The organism is Catenovulum agarivorans YM01 (assembly GCF_000281085.1).
Taxonomy (GTDB): domain Bacteria; phylum Pseudomonadota; class Gammaproteobacteria; order Enterobacterales; family Alteromonadaceae; genus Catenovulum; species Catenovulum agarivorans.
In genome coordinates, this window is record NZ_AJWM01000090.1 from 12,353 (window position 1) to 28,863 (window position 16,511).

Here is a 16,511-nt window from a genome sequence, read left to right on the forward strand (position 1 = left end):
TTAATGAGCACTGTCAGTATAGCTGAGGCGCTGCAAGCGTTTGAACATAAGCTAATATCTGAGCAACAAGCTTCTGCTCATACCATACGTAGTTACATGACCCAGCTAAAACAGGTTTACGCAAACCTAGATTTAGACAGTAGTGTGAAGGTGACGAGCGCTGAATTTATTCGTCGCCATTTAGTTGAAGTGAGCAAGCTCAAACTTGCGACTTCAACTATTACCCATAGACTGACAGTGTTGCGGGTGTTTTGCCTGTTTTTACTCAGCCAAACTTGGATCTCCAGTGATCCAACTATCAACCTACAAGCGCCAAAAGCTGCTAAACGCTTACCAAAAAATCTAGATGTTGACCAAGTGAATTTATTATTGGATTGTGATCCTGAAGTTGATCCTTGTTCTTTTCGAGATAATGTCATCGCCGAGCTTTTTTATAGCAGTGGCCTGCGCTTGGCTGAGTTGATTGGGATTGACCTGAATGATATCAACCGCCATGAATATTTAGTCCGTGTTACTGGTAAAGGTGATAAACAACGAGAGGTGCCGATCACCAAGTTAGTATTAAAGAAAATTGAAACTTGGTTGTCGATTCGGGCTATGTGGGCTAAACCAGCAGAAACCGCCTTGTTTGTTTCCCAGCGTGGCACACGTATTAGCGACCGGCATGTGCGTGAGCGCATGCGTCAACTCGCGGTTAAACAAAATTTATCCCATCATTTACACCCACATAAATTACGCCATTCTTTCGCGACCCATATGTTGGAGTCGACCCAAGATTTACGTGCGGTACAAGAGCTGCTTGGGCATAAAAATTTATCTACCACCCAAATATACACACATTTAGATTTTGAACATTTGTCAAAGGTGTATGATAACGCTCATCCGAGAGCGAGGAAGAAAGCTAAATAATGCAAATTTATCGACGTATCAGCAACATTCAAGTTATCAGTTTTGATTTAGATGATACGCTTTACGACAATGTGCCAATTATTCAACAGGCCGAAAATAAATTACTCCAATTTGTTAATCGCAAGCTCGCACAAGTGCAAGTACAGCCACTAACTGAAGCTGAATGGATGTCGGCAAAACACAGCTTTGCGACCGAACATCGCAGTTTAGCGCATGATGTAACCGCGCTGCGCCAAGCTTTTTTGCGCCACCTGTTCAGCAATTATAAGCTTGCTGGTGCAACTGCAGTTGCTGAACAAGCCTACCAGTTGTTTTTTCAGTATCGTAACAACTTCACTGTGGATAAGCAGGTGGTAACATGGTTGGAGCAACTAAAAACAAGATACAAATTAGTTGCCATTACTAATGGTAACGCAGATCCACAACTGATAGGTTTAACTGGTATTTTTGAGCATGTGCTTAGACCAAAAACAGGTTTAAAGATGAAACCAGCCAGCGATTTATTTGCGCAAGCAAGTCAGCTAATGCATATTAAGCCGCAGCACATATTGCATGTTGGTGATAGTGAATTCACCGATGTTGCTGGCGCAGTGAAAAGTGGTTGTAAAGCGGTTTGGTTTGATGCGGATGGTCGTCACTATAAAGGGCAAGTGTTACCTGATATGGTTATTTCTTCTGTTGAAGAGCTCTATTTATATCTAGGTGAATAATTGCTGCTTTTGCCATCACGTTTTTTCGCCAACAGACCCGCGCGCTTTTTACCGAATTCTAATTGTTCATACTGCGCCAATAACTCTTTCTGTTTCTGTTTTAATTCAGCTAACTCTTGCTGATTGTATCTAGGTTTAAGTGAAATAACTTTATCAGATACAGGTACAACTGGTTTAGGTGTATTAATGTATTGGCGGTACTGATAGCGTGCCAATTTATAATTCACTTGGTTAAGTACCATACCTAAACAGTTTGCGTTTACTTGATTGAGTATATCAATGCCACTTTTTATCAGCCCTCGTGGCGTTTTTTCGGCTTTGGCAACGTAAACAATGCCATCAACGGCTTTAACTATAGCTTGTGCATCCGATACTAAGTTGACTGGTGCAGTTTCAACTATTACTCGGTCATAATGTTTCGCAAGTGCACGCAGCAGTTTAGAAAAATCTGGCGACAATAACACCTTGGTTGGATTCTCACAATGTGCGCCAGCACAAATAACGTCATACCCTAAAGATTTTTGTCTATGTAAACAGGATGCGAGTTTAAATTGACCAGACATCAATTCGACTAACCCAGGGCGTGTTTTTAACAAACCTAATTTGCTTGCCATAGAGGGTTTATGTAAATCAGCATCCACCACAAGTACTTTTTCTAATTCAGAAAAAGCTTTGGCTAAGTGTAGTGAGGTCGACGACTTACCTTCACCGGGCATAGCAGAAGTGACAGCAATGATTTTCTTGTTTTCAAACGACAGCTTCAAGCGAGTACGCAAAGTACGCATTGCTTCTATGTAATAGGGGTTTTGCGATAACTGATCGTGCTCAATATGATTAGTCGCTTCTTTACGACACTTAATTTTAGGCAGTTCAGTTAAAACTTCTAAACCAGTATAGTTGCTTGCTTCTTCGGCATTGAGTAAACCTTTGCGTTTAAACTCGACAACAAAAATACCCATCACAGAGATCATGCCGCCGAGTAAAACAGACAAGACCAAGATTAAAGCCGATTTTGGGCTAACCGGACTATCTTTTGCAATTGCATAGTCAAGTATGCGCGCAAAAGCCTTTTGCATGCTTTTTGTTGCTTTGGTTTCTTGCAAGCGCTTTAAGAAGGTATCGTACAACTCTTGATTTGCTTCAACTTCGCGCTGCAATTGACGATATAAACTTTGTGATTTGCGCAATTGTTGATATTGAGCTTTGGCAGTATCTAAGTTGAGTTTTATCTGCGCTAAATTTTCTATTGCCGCTTTGTATTTTTGTTCGACCCCTTTGACCAAAGCTCTAACTTGTTGGTCGAGTATCAGTTGTGTGGTTTTTATCTCTTCTACTACAGCTATGTGTTTAGGATGTTTCGGGCCATAAACTAACGAGATATCTGCGAGTTTGCGCTGCAGTTGAGCGATTGAATTTTGCGTATTTTCTACCAAGTTATTGCTTTTGATTGCACTGGATGACAACAACAAAGCTGTGTCATTAAGATCTTGAATGGTATTGTATTGAACCTTTATTTCATCAATTTGTTTTTGTGCCGTAAGTAATTGCGCCGAAAACCCTTCAACATCTTTTGCTTTTAAACTTAACACCCCAGCAAGATCAACTAGATTGTTGTTTTCCATAAAGGTTTGTAATTCGGCTTCGGCGGTATTGAGTTTACCCTTCAATATATTTAATTCAGTGATCAGCCAGTCGGCCGCGTTGTCGTTGACTGCTTGGCGCGAATCGTTATGGAAGTCCATATACACGTCAGCCAAAGTATTGGCTATGTTTGCCGCTAATTCAGCATTTTTAGCTTTGACAACTATGCTGATTAGTTGGCTGTTTGATACTTGATTAATTTGGATCATGGATTGCAGTGCAATCGCCAAATCTAAGTTACCCGCATCATTAATCGGCGGTATTAACCAAGGCTCTAATTGTGGTATGTGCTGCAAAATTGGAGGTTTAGGCGCGGCATGTAGTTTAGCTGCGGTTAAATTTAGCTGTTTGACCACACGCTCAAGCATATTACGCGATTTAAGCATTTCAATTTGAGTATTGTAGTGCTCTTTGGTACGTGCTTCTAAAACGTATAATTCGTCAATAGAGACAACATTGCCTTGATCTATACCAACTTGAATTGTCGTGGTGGCGCTGTAATAGCGGGTGGCGTTTTGCGTATATAGATGACCACAAAGAGCAAAAAGTGTGACAGTCAATACGATAAACCACTTGCCTCGCCATAAAAGGGAGAAGAGTTGGTTTAAATCTATTTCGTCTTCTTTTTGAATTTGCTCGGCCATTAAAAGAAACTCTGCTCTACAGTAATAATGTCGCCGGGCAAGATTTCAGTTTGTTCATCTGCCTTTATGCTTCTGTTTTGATTGTTGGTTGTACGTTTTAAAATCCAAGTGCTTGACGCGCGTTCAGTTAAACCGCCAGCCAAAGCGATTGCTTTGGATAAAATTAAACCTGGCTGATAAGCAAAAGCGCCGGGTTTTTTTACTTGGCCATGAATGTAAAAGGGTCGGTACTCCGACACGTAAACATGCACTTCTGGTTTAACTAGATAACCGTCCATCAGGGCGTCGGTAATAAATTGATTAACTTGCTCAGTGGTTTTGCCTGATAAAGGCACATTGCCAATAAAGGGGTATTTGAGGTTGCCACTTTTATCTATTTTACTGGTCACTGATAAATCGTCTTGGCCATACACATGTATGCTAATGGTGTCGCCGGCGGCTAGTTTATAGCCGTCTATGTTAGCAAGTAGCTTGGTGGCAAAAAGTGTGAGTAGCGCCAATAAAATACATTTATACATTAAGCTCTACCACCCATTTGATATTTTACGCTGAAGTAGAGGTTATTTTGTTTGAAATTTCTTCTCTCTGAAGAGTCTATATTGTTTATATAGCTATATGCGATATTCGCTTGCCAATTGTTGGTGAGTTGATAACTAAGTGAAATTTCACCTGACAGTCTTTTTTCATCACGTTTGGAAGCAAGCTGTTGCAGCTGTTGGTGGTGCAAAGTTACGGAGCTTTTGAGTCCGTTTGCCCAGGTGTGTCGCCAAGCTGCTGAATGCGTTTTCGCCAGTTGTAATAATTGATCTTGATATTCACTTGATTGTTGGTGCTGAGTGCTGGATAAACTAAAAACAGAATAACTTTTAGGCGCCCAAGTCGCTTGTAACGACCAATAGCTGGTTTTATTTTCGGCTGCACTTTGGCTAATTTCTCGGGTTTCTTGACCTATACCTAGGTTAAAACCAGTGATAGCTGTTGCTTGCCAAGATAAACCAGCTGCATATATCCGGCTGCTATTATCACGAGCAGAAAAATCAGTAAATCTGCTGTCTAGCTGTTGATATTGAATAAAAAGGTGACGACCTGCACGCCATTGGTAACCTAGTTTGTTGCTCCAACTGGTCGTTTTTTTGTTGTTTTGTAACGCGAGTTGGTCGGTTGCTTGGTAATCTTTTTGCAGGGTGTTAAATGCACTTGAAAAAACCAGCCCTTGTTCACTCGGTGTTGTATAGGCGTAGTTTAGTCCCGCCGTTGAGTCTGCCGTTTCGTCAATTGCTAAGGTAAGCACATTGTTGTTGGTCATTTGGTAGGAATCTCTGCGAATACCCAACCAAGGCTCTACTTCCGCATTGGAGCGGCTGACGTTAATCGCCAATGTTTGTTGATTAGTCGGTTGCCAAGATAAATGACCTGCCAGTGCATTGCGGCTAAATTTAGCTGCATTATTTGCTTTGTAATCGATTTCAGATAGTTTTGCTTGCACACCCGCATCAAACGAGCGCCAATTAATTGCAGCGTTGAGCTGCAGTTTCATCTGCACACTCGCTGAAGATTGTTTGTTAGCTGTTTGTTGATAGTTGTCGGAATAGCCTGTAATCAACTGCGCTTCTAGCAAAGCGGGTTGTTGAGCCAGCGCAGGGATAGCTAAACCAATCAGTACTACACAACATTTAACAATGTGTCTAAGCATAATTCTCTTTATTAACGTCAGGTTTAAGATAATTGACATCTATGCGTGTGAGAGCACAGTGCTCACTATGTGAGATATATCTGACGTAATTCTGCTCGATTCTACTGAACGCTGGGTCAATATGCAAAGTTTTACCGGTTTGTTAATGGTTTTTTTTAACTTTTAAATAAAAAAATAGTTAAAACGTCTAAAAATAAGACTTTATCACTGTCATATTTATTTTTTATATGTATTTTATTTGTGTATTTATTGTAACTTTTGGCCCTGAGTGACCTTGTTTGTTAGGCTATTTCTTAAACTTGTTTATGAGCTATATTCAGTACCTTTTTGGTATGAGGTGGTTAAATTAAACATTAATACCGCATTTTTTTACTATTTAGATATACTGATGATTACCGATAACCTCTGTTAAGCTGTTCTTATTAGTTTTGCTGTCAATGATACGACCATTTAATTATTTAAAACGCAATATCAGTTTGCGTACGCTGGTGATGCTTTTGGTGCTATTTACGCTCGTGTTATCAGCTGCCAGCATGATGTATATACACACTAGCCAAATAAACCAGAGAGTAGAGTTGTTATATCAAAATGGACTTGATTTAACTGCTGCATTGCAATTGTCTCAGTCACAGCTTCATGCAGATTCAACCGATACGGCAATTCATGTAAATCAGTTTTTGTTGCGAAACGAATCGATTCACAATGAACTCGCCTTTCACCAAGCGCGATTTCATTTATACGTATGGTTATGCATAGCGAGTTTGGTTTTGATTCCAATTATGTATTGGGTGTCACTGCACAAACCTTTATATCAAAGGTTAGACAATCTAATTGCACGCATGGATTCTATTGTGCGTGGCGATTTATCTATTAATCACCCAAAATTCCCTGAATCAGATGTAGGCATTATTAAACAGCTGGATAATAGTTTTAGCGAAATGTCTCTTGCGCTTGCCATTACTATTTCGACGTTAAAACGCCAACTTAAACATGTCAGTTATTCGGCTGAGCAGGTGCAAGATATCACCAAACACCAATTGAGCGCGAGTGAGTCGAATATGTACGATACAGGTTTACTTAGTTCAATTGCCCATGATCTAGTCGATTCCACAGAGGTTGTAAGTTTGTTGTTAGCAAGCTTTAAGTTTGACTTAGGAGATGGTTATCTTGCTGCCTACCCTGATGAAAAGCGCCAGTATGACCGACTGGATATAGGTATTCGTGTAGAAGTAGAACAATCACATTGTTTTATCGACCGGATGTCGAATGATTTCAGTGTTGGTGGGGTCAATGTTTATTGTCGTTTGGATGAAGTTAGCCGTTTTGACCAAGACAAAATCTTGATGGTGAGACTATATCTGCCAAAGCAAATAGCGCACAAGTATCACATTCATGATCAGTTATTAGAAATTCCAGCGAAAATTGGTTGGCGTAAACTAATAGATGACAGATATGAAGAAGTCTGTTTTCAATATGTTATCAATGAGCACAAAAATTTTGCCGTATTGTCCGATTTATTCGAATATTTTGCTGAATAAATATCCATTCTTGTTGTGGTTAGTTCAACTTAAAGCCCACGAGATTTTTTAATTATCTCATAAGCAGCCTGAATTTGTTGCGCGCGTTCTTTAGCTAAGGTTAAAGCTTGCTCTGGTAAGCCTTGAGATGCGAGTTTGTCAGGGTGATGTTGCGCCATTAACTTTTTATAAGCTTTTTTTACGGCCTGATCACTAGCACTCTGCTCTATACCTAAAATTTGATACAGTTGTGGCAATTGATTTTGTTGTGATTGCTGCGTATGTTGCTGATGTTTTTGTTGATATTGGTACTGACCACTGGCTTTCGCTTGGCTGATGTAAGTTGCAACTTCTGCTGGATTAAAACCTAAAGTTTTGCCTATTTTGGTTAAAATAGATTCGGCGTTGTGATGCAACTGACCATTTGCCAGTGCAGCTTGCAACTGAATTTCGAAATACACTGCTAGAAAATCACGCCGTCCAAAACAGTATTGTTTAAATTCTTTTACTGTTTCTGCAACAGGGAAGTCTGCTTGTTTACCAGCTCTGTAGGCATTTTGTGCTTCTTGACGTAATTCACCCGATAAGCCCATTTTATCCATTAAAGCACTGGCGAGTGCTATATCGTTTTCGGTTACGCGGCCGCTTGATTTAGCTATGTGCCCCATAATCGAAAACAAAGTATGGAAAAATATCATACGATTTTTTAAGTTATTACGACCACTCAATAATCGGGCAAAACCACCATTGTCTGACAGTGCTTTGGCGTATCCTTTGTCAAAATAATAACCAATAATGACACCCAATAGCGCACCTGGTAACTTAAACAGCATAAAGCCAAAAATAAAACCTAAAACTTTACCCCAATAATGCATATTTAAACCTATGTTATTAAGTTAGAGAGCCGTACTATTTATTAGCAACCAATTGCTCAATTTGTGCCAAACGCTCAGGCGTTCCTATATCAAACCAACAGCCTTGATGTAGTTGACCAGATACTTTGCCTGCAACAATAAATTGTTTTAACAAAGGCCCTAAGGGTAACGGCATTTGGTGATCACCAGCAAATAAATCTTTGTGGTAAAGACCAATGCCAGCAAAGGTATATTTAGTGTCTTGGTTTAGGTTTAACATGCTATTCTTCAAACCAAAATCACCTTTAGGATTATGCTCAGGGTTAGCGACTAAAATTAGATGCGCTAGTTTGTCACCGAGTTTTATTTGGTTAAGTTGTTGGTAGTCAAAATCACACCAGACATCTGAATTAATTACGATAAAAATATCATCTTGCAACAATTTAAATGCGTGGATAATGCCGCCGGCGGTTTCATAAGCGTCAATCGGTTCTGCACTATATTGAATATTACAGCTATATTTTTCACCGTTTCCTAGGTAAGCGGGTATTTGCTCACCTAGCCACGCATGATTGATCACAAGTTCTGTGATCCCCGCTTTTACTAGTGCTTCGATTTGATACTCGATTAAACATTTCCCAGCAACTTTTAATAAAGGTTTGGGTGTTGTTTCGGTTAATGGGCGCATGCGTTTGCCTTGCCCTGCGGCTAAAATCATTGCTTTCATTCAGCTAGCTCCTCAGTTAACGCTATGCACTCTGACAATATTTTAAACTCAGGATATGTGTGTTGGTAACGCGTACAAACTTGTTGAATGTACTGAAGCACATTAGGCAAATACTGTATGTAACCAGCTTTGTTGTCGCGTAATTTTAAGCGGCAAAAAATACCTGCACATTTTATGTGGCGCTGTAATCCGGCTATATCAAACCAAAGCTGCCAAGTGCTTTCACTGACATCAGGATAATATTTAGCCCTGTATTGTTGAGCTATTTGGTTTATTTGCTCTTGTGGCCAAACTAGATAACAGTCTTTCAGTAATGACGCTAAATCGTAGGTGCAAGGTCCTGTCATCATGCCTTGAAAATCGATAAGTTTAATTCGCTCATTACTCAGCATAATGTTTTTACAATGCAAATCTCTGTGCACATTCACTTGCGGTATTTGCAAAAATAACTGGCTAACCGTATTTAACGCCAAAGTTAATTGTTCTGTTTGTTCTGGGGATAACTCAATCGCATGCTGCTTGTGTAAAAACCAATCATGGAAGAGGGACATTTCAAACTGGCAAAAAGTTTCATCATAACCAGCAATCGCTAATTCTGCGGCTGGCATTGTTTGCAGTTGGTGGATGGTAGGTAACAGTTGCTGGTAATAATTTTGATAATTGTGCTGGTTAATTTTATCCACTAAGTGAATATCACCTAAATCGGCCAACAACATGAAACCCATCTCGAAGTTATGGCTTAAAACCTCAACACTATCGACATTGTTTTGGCGTAGGGCACAACTAAGTTCAACAAACAGCGGGTTATTTTCATGCTCAGGTGGTGCATCCACCGCAATATAACTAGTTTGTTGGTGCTGAAAACGGAAATAACGACGAAAACTTGCATCACCGCTAATTAATTGTAAGTCGATTTGTCCAGCAAAATGCTGATTGAGCCAGTGATTTAATGCTTGTTGGCGTTGAAGTAATTGAGGCATAACATTAGCCGATAGTGCAATTTTGCATTATCATAGCGCTTTCAATTGGTTGAGTTAACCCCGGATTAAAATTGGTGATAGGTCAGGTGACAAGGTTTTTTGCAGTATTACTTGTTTTTACAACAACTTGGGTCAATGCAGCTGAGTTACAATGCCACTCTGCAGCCCCAACTAATTCTGCAACTCAATTATCAGCAAACGAACAAGAGCAAAATCTGTCTAGTGCAAATAGTTTAGTGATCTTATCGGATAAAACTGAAGTCGGTGTCAATTCGCCCGCTCGTTTTACTGGCCAAGTGAGCATTATCCAAGGACCAAACCAGATAAAAGCAGACAGTGCACGTATATCGAAAGATCGTAACTCAATGACAGCGGCTGGTGGAATTGAGTTTGTCAGTCAGCACGCGACTGTATACAGCGATAGTTTGGTCGCGGATATGCAAAACTCGACCTTATCTTTAAACAAATCTAACTATCAATTAGATAACTTTGCGGGTCATGGCAAAGCCGGTGTATTTCGTATTGATCAACAAAACAAAAAGCTTGAGCTAGAAGACGCCACATATACCAATTGCCCACCACATAATGCACCTGATTGGCAGTTAAAATCTGAAAAAATATCTTTGTCTGTTGAGGACGAATGGGGTGAAGCTTGGCATAGCCGCATCGAAGTATTTGAAGTGCCGGTTATTTATTTACCTTACTTGTCATTTCCACTCAGTGATAAACGCAAAAGTGGTTGGTTATATCCGTCGATTGGCACTTCGTCGCAACGTGGTGTTGATGTGACAACCCCGTATTATTGGAATATCGCACCGAATATGGATTTAACCTTAAAACCTCGGGTAATGACTTCACGTGGTTTGCAATTGGGCAGTGAATTTCGTTACTTACAACAGGATTTCTCTGGCGAACTTAATATCGAAATTATGAGCCAAGATAAAGACTTTTATGAGTTCTCTGAGCAGGGGGAAGTGCGTAGTAACGATGAACGTTATGCTATGAGTTGGCGTCATCAGGCGCAAGTGTTTGACGACTGGCAAACTGATGTGGATTTAATTTTTATCAGTGATGATAGTTATGTATCAGATTTGGGTTTTGAAGACCTTTCTGGGGTAGATACGCATTTAGAGCGCCATGTAGCCCTAAGCCATTTTGATGAAAACTGGCAAATGGACATTACAGTGCGTGACTTCGAAGTTTTTGGTCAACATGCTCGTCCGTACCGAACTTTGCCTGAAGTTGAATTTTTATATACAGGATTAAGCCAATATACAGGTTGGAGTTTTGAGTTACCTGCGCAATTTGCTTGGTTTCAATCAGATGAAGCTGGCTTAGCTGAGGCGATCCGTACTCATATCGAACCTAAGTTAAGTTGGAGTCATTTTGAACCCGCGTGGGAATTACAAGCACAAGCGTCGTTACCTGCGACTCATTATTTTCAAGAAAGTTATATTGATGGTGAGTTGCAAGAAGGTGATTATCAACAAATTAGTCGAGTATTACCGCGTTTTCGTCTCAATGGCCGATTGATTTTAGAAAGGCCAATTGATTGGTTTGGCAAAGATATGAAACAAACGCTAGAGCCGCGAGCGCAATATCTTTATGTGCCACACAGAGAACAAAGTAACATAGGTTTGTACGATACGGCTTTGTTGCAAGACGACTTTTTAGGTTTATTTAGAGAAAATCGCTTCAGCGGTATAGATAGAATATCTGAAGCAAACCAGTTAACTCTAGGTGTGACTACTCGTTTATTAAATGATGAACATAGAGAAAAACTAAGGTTAAGTGTTGGACAAATTATCTATTTAAGTGAAGCTGAGAGTGATTTTGTTGATTTTCAGCAAACGACTATTCAAGGTAAGTCGGCATTAGCGGCTGAACTAGACTTTGATATTCGTAAAACTTGGTTTTTACATTATGGTTTGCAGTTTGATACACAAAACGGAGATACCCGAAAAAGCCAAGTTACGGTAGACTATCGCAGAGACGATAATCATTTAATGCAAGTGAGTCATAGATTTGTCCGCGATATATCCGGTAACGATATCCAACAAATGGGTATGGCAACTATGTGGCGGTTAAATTCCAACTGGCAAACTTATGCCAATTTCCAGTATGATTTGCAATTAAATAGAACTGTTGAAGCGCGAGCCGGTCTATTGTACGAGTCTTGTTGTTGGCAACTACAGTTTGGTTGGCAATCTAGAGTTAAAACCAACTTAGCTGGCTCAGACAGTCAAGCTTCAATCCCAACCGGTGAAAGAGATTCAGGCATGTTGCTCACTTTCACGATTAAAGGGTTTGGGCAATCAAAGAATACAGCAGATAAGGTGTTAAATAGCGGCATATTTGGTTACCGCAAACCTTATTTCTTAAATCAGTGAGTTTTTCATGAATACGCTAAAAACAATTAGAACAGTTATTACTTGTGCACTGCTATTCAGTGTGAGCAATGCTTATGCGGCCAAATTATTAGACAAAGTGGCTGTTGTGGTAAATCAAGGTGTGGTTTTAGAAAATGAAATCCAAACTATGATGGCAACTCTAAAAGCACAAGCTATTCAAAACGGCCAAGAATTACCCTCAGACAAAGCTCTACGTGTGCAGGTTACCGAAAAACTGATAGTGAATGTGTTGCAACAACAGTTCGCTGAAAGGATTGGTTTACAAATTAGTGATGCTCAAGTGCAGCAAACTGTTGCTGGTATAGCGCAAGAGCAAGGCATTAGTTTAGAACAATTGCGCCAAGCTATTATCTCAAGTGGGCAAGACTACGAGTCGTATTTAGAGCAAATTCGCCAAGAGCTTACTGCTAACGAAGTGCGTCGTGCTATGGTGTCGCGTCGTATTTATGTATCACCACAAGAAATTGATAGTTTAGTTGCTTTGTTAAAAGAACGTGGTAAACAAAACGAAGAATATCATTTAGGCCATATTTTAATTGGTTTGCCGTCAGAGCCGAGTGCCGATGATATTGAGAGTGCACAAAAACGCGCGAATAAAGTCATTGAGTTAGTTAATTCAGGCAGCGACTTTAAAAAAGTTGCCATAGGCTCTAGTTCGGGACCAAAAGCATTAGAAGGTGGTGACTTAGGCTGGATGAATATCAACGAAATGCCGAGCTTATTCGCCGAAGCGGTAACTAATCAGAAAAAAGATGATGTAATTGGCCCTATTCGCAGTGGTGCGGGTTTCCATGTTTTAAAGATTTTTGATATTCAAGGTCGTCAAACAGTTGAAGTTGCTGAAGTTAACGCGCGACACATTCTAGTTAAACCGACAATCATTTTAAGTAATGACAAAGCAAAAAACATGCTGAATAAATTTATTGAGCAAGTGAAAGCCGGTGAAAAAGATTTTGCTGATTTGGCGAAAGAGTATTCTGAAGATCCTGGTTCAGCAGCTAAAGGTGGTGAATTAGGTTGGGCTGATCCAAATATGTATGTGCCTGAATTTAAAAATACTTTGGCAGAATTACAGCCAGGTGAATATTCAAGTGCATTTAAAACAGCACATGGCTGGCACGTAGTGCAGTTGCTTGAACGTCGTACTCAAGACGCAACTGAAAACGCCTATAAAGACCATGCATATAGAATGATATTTAATCGAAAATTTAACGAAGAAGCAGAAGCTTGGATAAGAGAAATACGTGACCAAGCTTTTGTTGAAGTGGTAGGTAATAACTAATAATGACATTGCGAATTGCGATAACACCAGGTGAACCAGCAGGCATAGGGCCAGATTTAGTCCTGCAGTTGGTGCAACAGGATTGGCCTGCACAATTAGTGGCTATTTGTGCAAAGTCTTTACTTGAATCACGCGCACAACAACTCGGTGTAGAACTTGAGTTGATAGATTATGATGCCGAGGCGCAAGCTCAACCACAGCAAAAAGGTACATTAACGATTTTAGATGTGCCACTTGAAGCTGACGTAGTTTGTGGTGAACTCAATGCGAAAAACGGCCATTATGTAGTGGAAACTATGCGCATTGCCTGTGAAAAAAATATGTCAGGCGAGTTTGACGCTATAGTCACAGGTCCAGTTAATAAAGGCATTATTAACAAATCAGGTATTTCATTTAGTGGTCATACCGAATATTTTGCCCAAGAATCGAACACAGCTGATGTGGTTATGATGTTAGCTACAGAAGGTTTGCGTGTCGCGTTAGCAACTACTCACATACCTTTGGCGTACGTATCTAAAGCTATTACTTATGATAGAGTGATCAAAATCACTGAAATATTGCATAGTGAACTCAAACATAAATTTGGCATTCAGCAACCAACTATCTATGTATGTGGATTAAACCCACATGCAGGTGAAGATGGCCATTTAGGCACTGAAGAAATCACCACTATTACCCCAGCGTTGGATCATTTACGCGAGCGCGGTATGGATATAGTTGGGCCCTTACCAGCTGATACCTTATTCCAACCTAAATATTTAAAAGAAGCTGATGCAGTATTAGCTATGTATCACGACCAAGGTTTAACTGTACTCAAATACAAAGGTTTTGGTAAAGCTGTGAATATTACTTTGGGTTTGCCGTTTGTAAGAACCTCTGTGGACCATGGCACTGCATTAGATTTAGCTGGTACAGGTAAAGCTGATGCAGGCAGTTTTAAAGTTGCTTTATCTGAAGCAATTAAATTAGCTTCGGACAAAAAACAATGAATGATAGAGTGCACTTAGGCCATAAAGCACGTAAAAGATTTGGCCAGAACTTTTTAACCGACGATTATATTATTGGTCATATTGTTGATGCGATAGACCCAACCAATGATGATATTTTAGTTGAAATCGGCCCGGGTTTAGGTGCTTTAACTTTTCCTGTATTAGAGCGAGTTAAACACTTAAACGTTGTTGAGCTAGACAAAGACTTAGTTGCGCGTTTTGAATCTGATGCGCTATTGGCGCGTCGTTTAACTGTTTATCAGTCGGATGCGTTAAAGTTTGATTTTACCCAGTTGTTGCAAACCGATAAAAAAATCAAGGTTTTTGGTAACTTACCCTATAACATCTCAACCCCGTTATTATTTCATTTATTCACTTTTGCTGATCAAATTGAAGATATGCATTTTATGCTGCAAAAAGAAGTGGTTGATCGCATGTGCGCTGAGCCTGGCTCTAAAGCCTTTGGCAAATTAAGTGTGATGACACAATATTATTGTGACAGCTGTTTAGTAGCAGATGTACCACCAGAGAGCTTTAGCCCACCACCTAAAGTTGATTCAGCAGTGATTCGTTTGGTGCCTAAGGCAAAACGTGCCGATGTAGACGTTGAAGTTTTGCAAAAAGTAGCAGGTGCGGCGTTTAATCAAAGACGCAAAACCATTCGCAACAGTTTAAAAGACTTAATCAGCGCTGAAGAGTTAACTGGATTAGGCATAGATCCGACAGTACGTGCAGAAGCTTTGCAATTAGAGAACTTTTTCCAAATTAGTCAATTTATCAGTAAGAAGTAACTTTTATGACAAATACCACAGAGTTGGCTATTCAAATAGATACAGAAACACATTATGTTGAAGAGCAGTCGGATGCTGCTGCAAACCGTTATGTGTTTGCCTATACCATAACTATACAAAATATGAGCGACCATCCGGTTCAGCTAAAAAGCCGTTATTGGTTAATTTCTGATAGCAATGGTAAAAAAACGGAAGTAAGTGGTGATGGGGTAATTGGTCAACAACCCAACATTAAACCGGGTGGCAAATTTGTTTACACCAGCGGTGCTGTAGTGGAAACACCAGTTGCGACCATGCAGGGTTATTACACTATGTTGAATTTATCTGACCAAAGTAGCTTTGAAACTCAGATCCCTGTGTTTAGATTAGCCCAACCTAATATCTTAAATTAAGACTGTTTGTAGCGAATGGCGCATTATTTTGTAGGTGATATTCAAGGATGTTATGACGAGTTAATGCGCTTGATGGAGCGGGTTGATTTTGACCCTAGCCAAGACAAACTCTGCCCCGTGGGTGATTTGGTCGCACGCGGGCCTGCCTCAGATAAAGTTGCTAAGTTGATGTTAGATATTCAAGACAGTGTATTAACTGTCTTGGGTAATCATGATTTGCATTTTTTATCGATTTTTCATGGGCTTTTTCAGCCGAAAAAAAATGACAAATTAGATGCTTTGCTCAAAGCACCTTTTGCGGAAGAATATGCCAACTGGCTGGCACAACAACCGCTTATTCGCACATTTCCTCAGTTGAATATTGTTATGTCGCACGCTGGTTTACATCCGCATTTAAGCTTGCAGCAGCATTTAGGCATGAGTGATTGGGTGCAGCAGGTATTAGCGGGTGGCAAAATAAAACCTTGGTTAAAAGCAATGTATGGCGACAAGGTTAACAAGTGGCGAGCTGACTTTTCATTGCAAGATAAGTTTAATTTTATCATTAACGTTACTACGCGTATGCGTTACCTCAAAAATAAAGGCCAGCTTGATTTTAAGTGCAAAGATACTTTAGCTGCAGCGCCGGATAATTTAACCCCTTGGTTTAATGTACCTAGAATGGAAGACGCTGATTTTCAGATTGTTTTTGGTCATTGGGCCTCATTGATGGGCTGTGTGCAAAACCAACAGTATATGGCGTTAGATACTGGCTGTGTGTGGGGGCAATATATGACTATGTATTGCGCTGAAACGGCAACTAAATATCAACAAGGCGCGTTATTTTAGTTTTTGCGCCACAGCTGGGCTGGCGGCAGAGAAGTCAGCAGTTAAATGGAGTATTGCTCGCAAAAGCGCTTCAAGGTCATCCGTGACTCGCTCGCACAAAACATATATGGACCCACTCCGTTTGCAAGTAATTTGATTGATTA

Annotated in this window: 15 protein-coding genes; 9 read left to right on the forward strand and 6 right to left on the reverse strand. The window is 40.1% G+C overall.

Annotated elements, in window-relative coordinates; genetic code table 11:
• Positions 1-3 precede the first annotated feature (3 nt).
• Both WSC_RS0101610 and WSC_RS0101615 read left to right on the forward strand, forming a co-directional pair.
• Positions 4-909 (forward strand): tyrosine recombinase XerC, encoded by a 906-nt coding sequence (locus WSC_RS0101610; protein WP_016954166.1) that lies wholly within the window; start codon positions 4-6, stop codon positions 907-909.
• On the forward strand, positions 909-1,619 hold the full coding sequence (locus WSC_RS0101615) for an HAD-IA family hydrolase (RefSeq protein WP_016954167.1): 711 nt from the start codon (positions 909-911) through the stop codon (positions 1,617-1,619). The genes WSC_RS0101610 and WSC_RS0101615 overlap by 1 nt, the downstream gene beginning before the upstream one ends.
• On the opposite strand, the gene WSC_RS0101620 is transcribed toward WSC_RS0101615, so the two are convergent.
• Genes WSC_RS0101620 through WSC_RS0101630 form a run of 3 tightly spaced genes read right to left on the reverse strand, consistent with a single transcriptional unit; the run spans position 1,598 to position 5,597 of the window.
• On the reverse strand, positions 1,598-3,904 hold the full coding sequence (locus WSC_RS0101620) for a GumC family protein (RefSeq protein ID WP_016954168.1): 2,307 nt from the start codon (positions 3,902-3,904) through the stop codon (positions 1,598-1,600). The genes WSC_RS0101615 and WSC_RS0101620 overlap by 22 nt on opposite strands.
• A complete protein-coding gene (locus WSC_RS0101625; protein WP_016954169.1) occupies positions 3,904-4,422 on the reverse strand; it encodes a polysaccharide biosynthesis/export family protein in 519 nt (172 codons plus the stop codon). Before WSC_RS0101625 ends, WSC_RS0101620 begins: the two co-directional genes overlap by 1 nt.
• On the reverse strand, positions 4,422-5,597 hold the full coding sequence (locus tag WSC_RS0101630) for an outer membrane beta-barrel protein (protein WP_016954170.1): 1,176 nt from the start codon (positions 5,595-5,597) through the stop codon (positions 4,422-4,424). Before WSC_RS0101630 ends, WSC_RS0101625 begins: the two co-directional genes overlap by 1 nt.
• 533 nt (positions 5,598-6,130) lie before the next feature.
• On the opposite strand from WSC_RS0101630, the gene WSC_RS0101635 reads away from it, so the two are divergent.
• A complete protein-coding gene (locus WSC_RS0101635) occupies positions 6,131-7,135 on the forward strand; it encodes a PilZ domain-containing protein (RefSeq protein WP_157447156.1) in 1,005 nt (334 codons plus the stop codon).
• Positions 7,136-7,164: 29 nt separating this feature from the next.
• On the opposite strand, the gene djlA is transcribed toward WSC_RS0101635, so the two are convergent.
• The 3 genes from djlA to WSC_RS21570 are packed head-to-tail and all read right to left on the reverse strand — an operon-like array spanning position 7,165 to position 9,675.
• Positions 7,165-7,989: a co-chaperone DjlA gene (gene djlA / locus WSC_RS0101640; RefSeq protein WP_016954172.1), complete on the reverse strand. Its 825-nt coding sequence runs from the start codon at positions 7,987-7,989 to the stop codon at positions 7,165-7,167.
• Positions 7,990-8,023: 34 nt separating this feature from the next.
• Positions 8,024-8,695 carry an N-acetylmuramate alpha-1-phosphate uridylyltransferase MurU gene (gene murU, locus WSC_RS0101645; RefSeq protein WP_016954173.1) on the reverse strand — a complete coding sequence of 224 codons (672 nt, stop codon included), beginning with the start codon at positions 8,693-8,695 and terminating at the stop codon, positions 8,024-8,026.
• Positions 8,692-9,675 (reverse strand): aminoglycoside phosphotransferase family protein, encoded by a 984-nt coding sequence (locus WSC_RS21570; RefSeq protein WP_016954174.1) that lies wholly within the window; start codon positions 9,673-9,675, stop codon positions 8,692-8,694. The genes murU and WSC_RS21570 overlap by 4 nt, the downstream gene beginning before the upstream one ends.
• A gap of 86 nt (positions 9,676-9,761) precedes the next feature.
• Here WSC_RS21570 and WSC_RS0101655 point away from each other — a divergent pair, with 86 nt between their 5' ends.
• From WSC_RS0101655 to WSC_RS0101680, 6 genes are read left to right on the forward strand one after another with little or no spacing between them, the layout of a single operon-like run.
• Positions 9,762-12,065, forward strand: coding sequence for an LPS-assembly protein LptD (locus tag WSC_RS0101655; protein WP_016954175.1), 2,304 nt, complete (start codon positions 9,762-9,764; stop codon positions 12,063-12,065).
• A 7-nt stretch (positions 12,066-12,072) separates the two neighbouring features.
• Positions 12,073-13,368: a peptidylprolyl isomerase SurA gene (gene surA, locus WSC_RS0101660; RefSeq protein ID WP_016954176.1), complete on the forward strand. Its 1,296-nt coding sequence runs from the start codon at positions 12,073-12,075 to the stop codon at positions 13,366-13,368.
• A 2-nt stretch (positions 13,369-13,370) separates the two neighbouring features.
• Positions 13,371-14,357 carry a 4-hydroxythreonine-4-phosphate dehydrogenase PdxA gene (gene pdxA, locus WSC_RS0101665; protein ID WP_016954177.1) on the forward strand — a complete coding sequence of 329 codons (987 nt, stop codon included), beginning with the start codon at positions 13,371-13,373 and terminating at the stop codon, positions 14,355-14,357.
• A complete protein-coding gene (rsmA, locus tag WSC_RS0101670) occupies positions 14,354-15,148 on the forward strand; it encodes a 16S rRNA (adenine(1518)-N(6)/adenine(1519)-N(6))-dimethyltransferase RsmA (RefSeq protein WP_016954178.1) in 795 nt (264 codons plus the stop codon). Before pdxA ends, rsmA begins: the two co-directional genes overlap by 4 nt.
• Before the next feature lie 5 nt (positions 15,149-15,153).
• Complete coding sequence (gene apaG, locus WSC_RS0101675; RefSeq protein ID WP_016954179.1) at positions 15,154-15,540, forward strand: Co2+/Mg2+ efflux protein ApaG; 387 nt, start codon at positions 15,154-15,156, stop codon at positions 15,538-15,540.
• A 15-nt stretch (positions 15,541-15,555) separates the two neighbouring features.
• Positions 15,556-16,368 (forward strand): symmetrical bis(5'-nucleosyl)-tetraphosphatase, encoded by an 813-nt coding sequence (locus tag WSC_RS0101680; protein ID WP_016954180.1) that lies wholly within the window; start codon positions 15,556-15,558, stop codon positions 16,366-16,368.
• The last annotated feature ends 143 nt before the right edge of the window (positions 16,369-16,511 follow it).

Coding starts and splice junctions, on each gene's coding strand:
- WSC_RS0101610 (WP_016954166.1), top strand. CDS start 4: ATGAGCACTGTCAGTATAGCTGAGGCGCTGCAAGCGTTTGAACATAAG.
- WSC_RS0101615 (WP_016954167.1), top strand. CDS start 909: ATGCAAATTTATCGACGTATCAGCAACATTCAAGTTATCAGTTTTGAT.
- WSC_RS0101620 (WP_016954168.1), bottom strand. CDS start 3,904: ATGGCCGAGCAAATTCAAAAAGAAGACGAAATAGATTTAAACCAACTC.
- WSC_RS0101625 (WP_016954169.1), bottom strand. CDS start 4,422: ATGTATAAATGTATTTTATTGGCGCTACTCACACTTTTTGCCACCAAG.
- WSC_RS0101630 (WP_016954170.1), bottom strand. CDS start 5,597: ATGCTTAGACACATTGTTAAATGTTGTGTAGTACTGATTGGTTTAGCT.
- WSC_RS0101635 (WP_157447156.1), top strand. CDS start 6,131: ATGATGTATATACACACTAGCCAAATAAACCAGAGAGTAGAGTTGTTA.
- djlA (WP_016954172.1), bottom strand. CDS start 7,989: ATGCATTATTGGGGTAAAGTTTTAGGTTTTATTTTTGGCTTTATGCTG.
- murU (WP_016954173.1), bottom strand. CDS start 8,695: ATGAAAGCAATGATTTTAGCCGCAGGGCAAGGCAAACGCATGCGCCCA.
- WSC_RS21570 (WP_016954174.1), bottom strand. CDS start 9,675: ATGCCTCAATTACTTCAACGCCAACAAGCATTAAATCACTGGCTCAAT.
- surA (WP_016954176.1), top strand. CDS start 12,073: ATGAATACGCTAAAAACAATTAGAACAGTTATTACTTGTGCACTGCTA.
- pdxA (WP_016954177.1), top strand. CDS start 13,371: ATGACATTGCGAATTGCGATAACACCAGGTGAACCAGCAGGCATAGGG.
- rsmA (WP_016954178.1), top strand. CDS start 14,354: ATGAATGATAGAGTGCACTTAGGCCATAAAGCACGTAAAAGATTTGGC.
- apaG (WP_016954179.1), top strand. CDS start 15,154: ATGACAAATACCACAGAGTTGGCTATTCAAATAGATACAGAAACACAT.
- WSC_RS0101680 (WP_016954180.1), top strand. CDS start 15,556: ATGGCGCATTATTTTGTAGGTGATATTCAAGGATGTTATGACGAGTTA.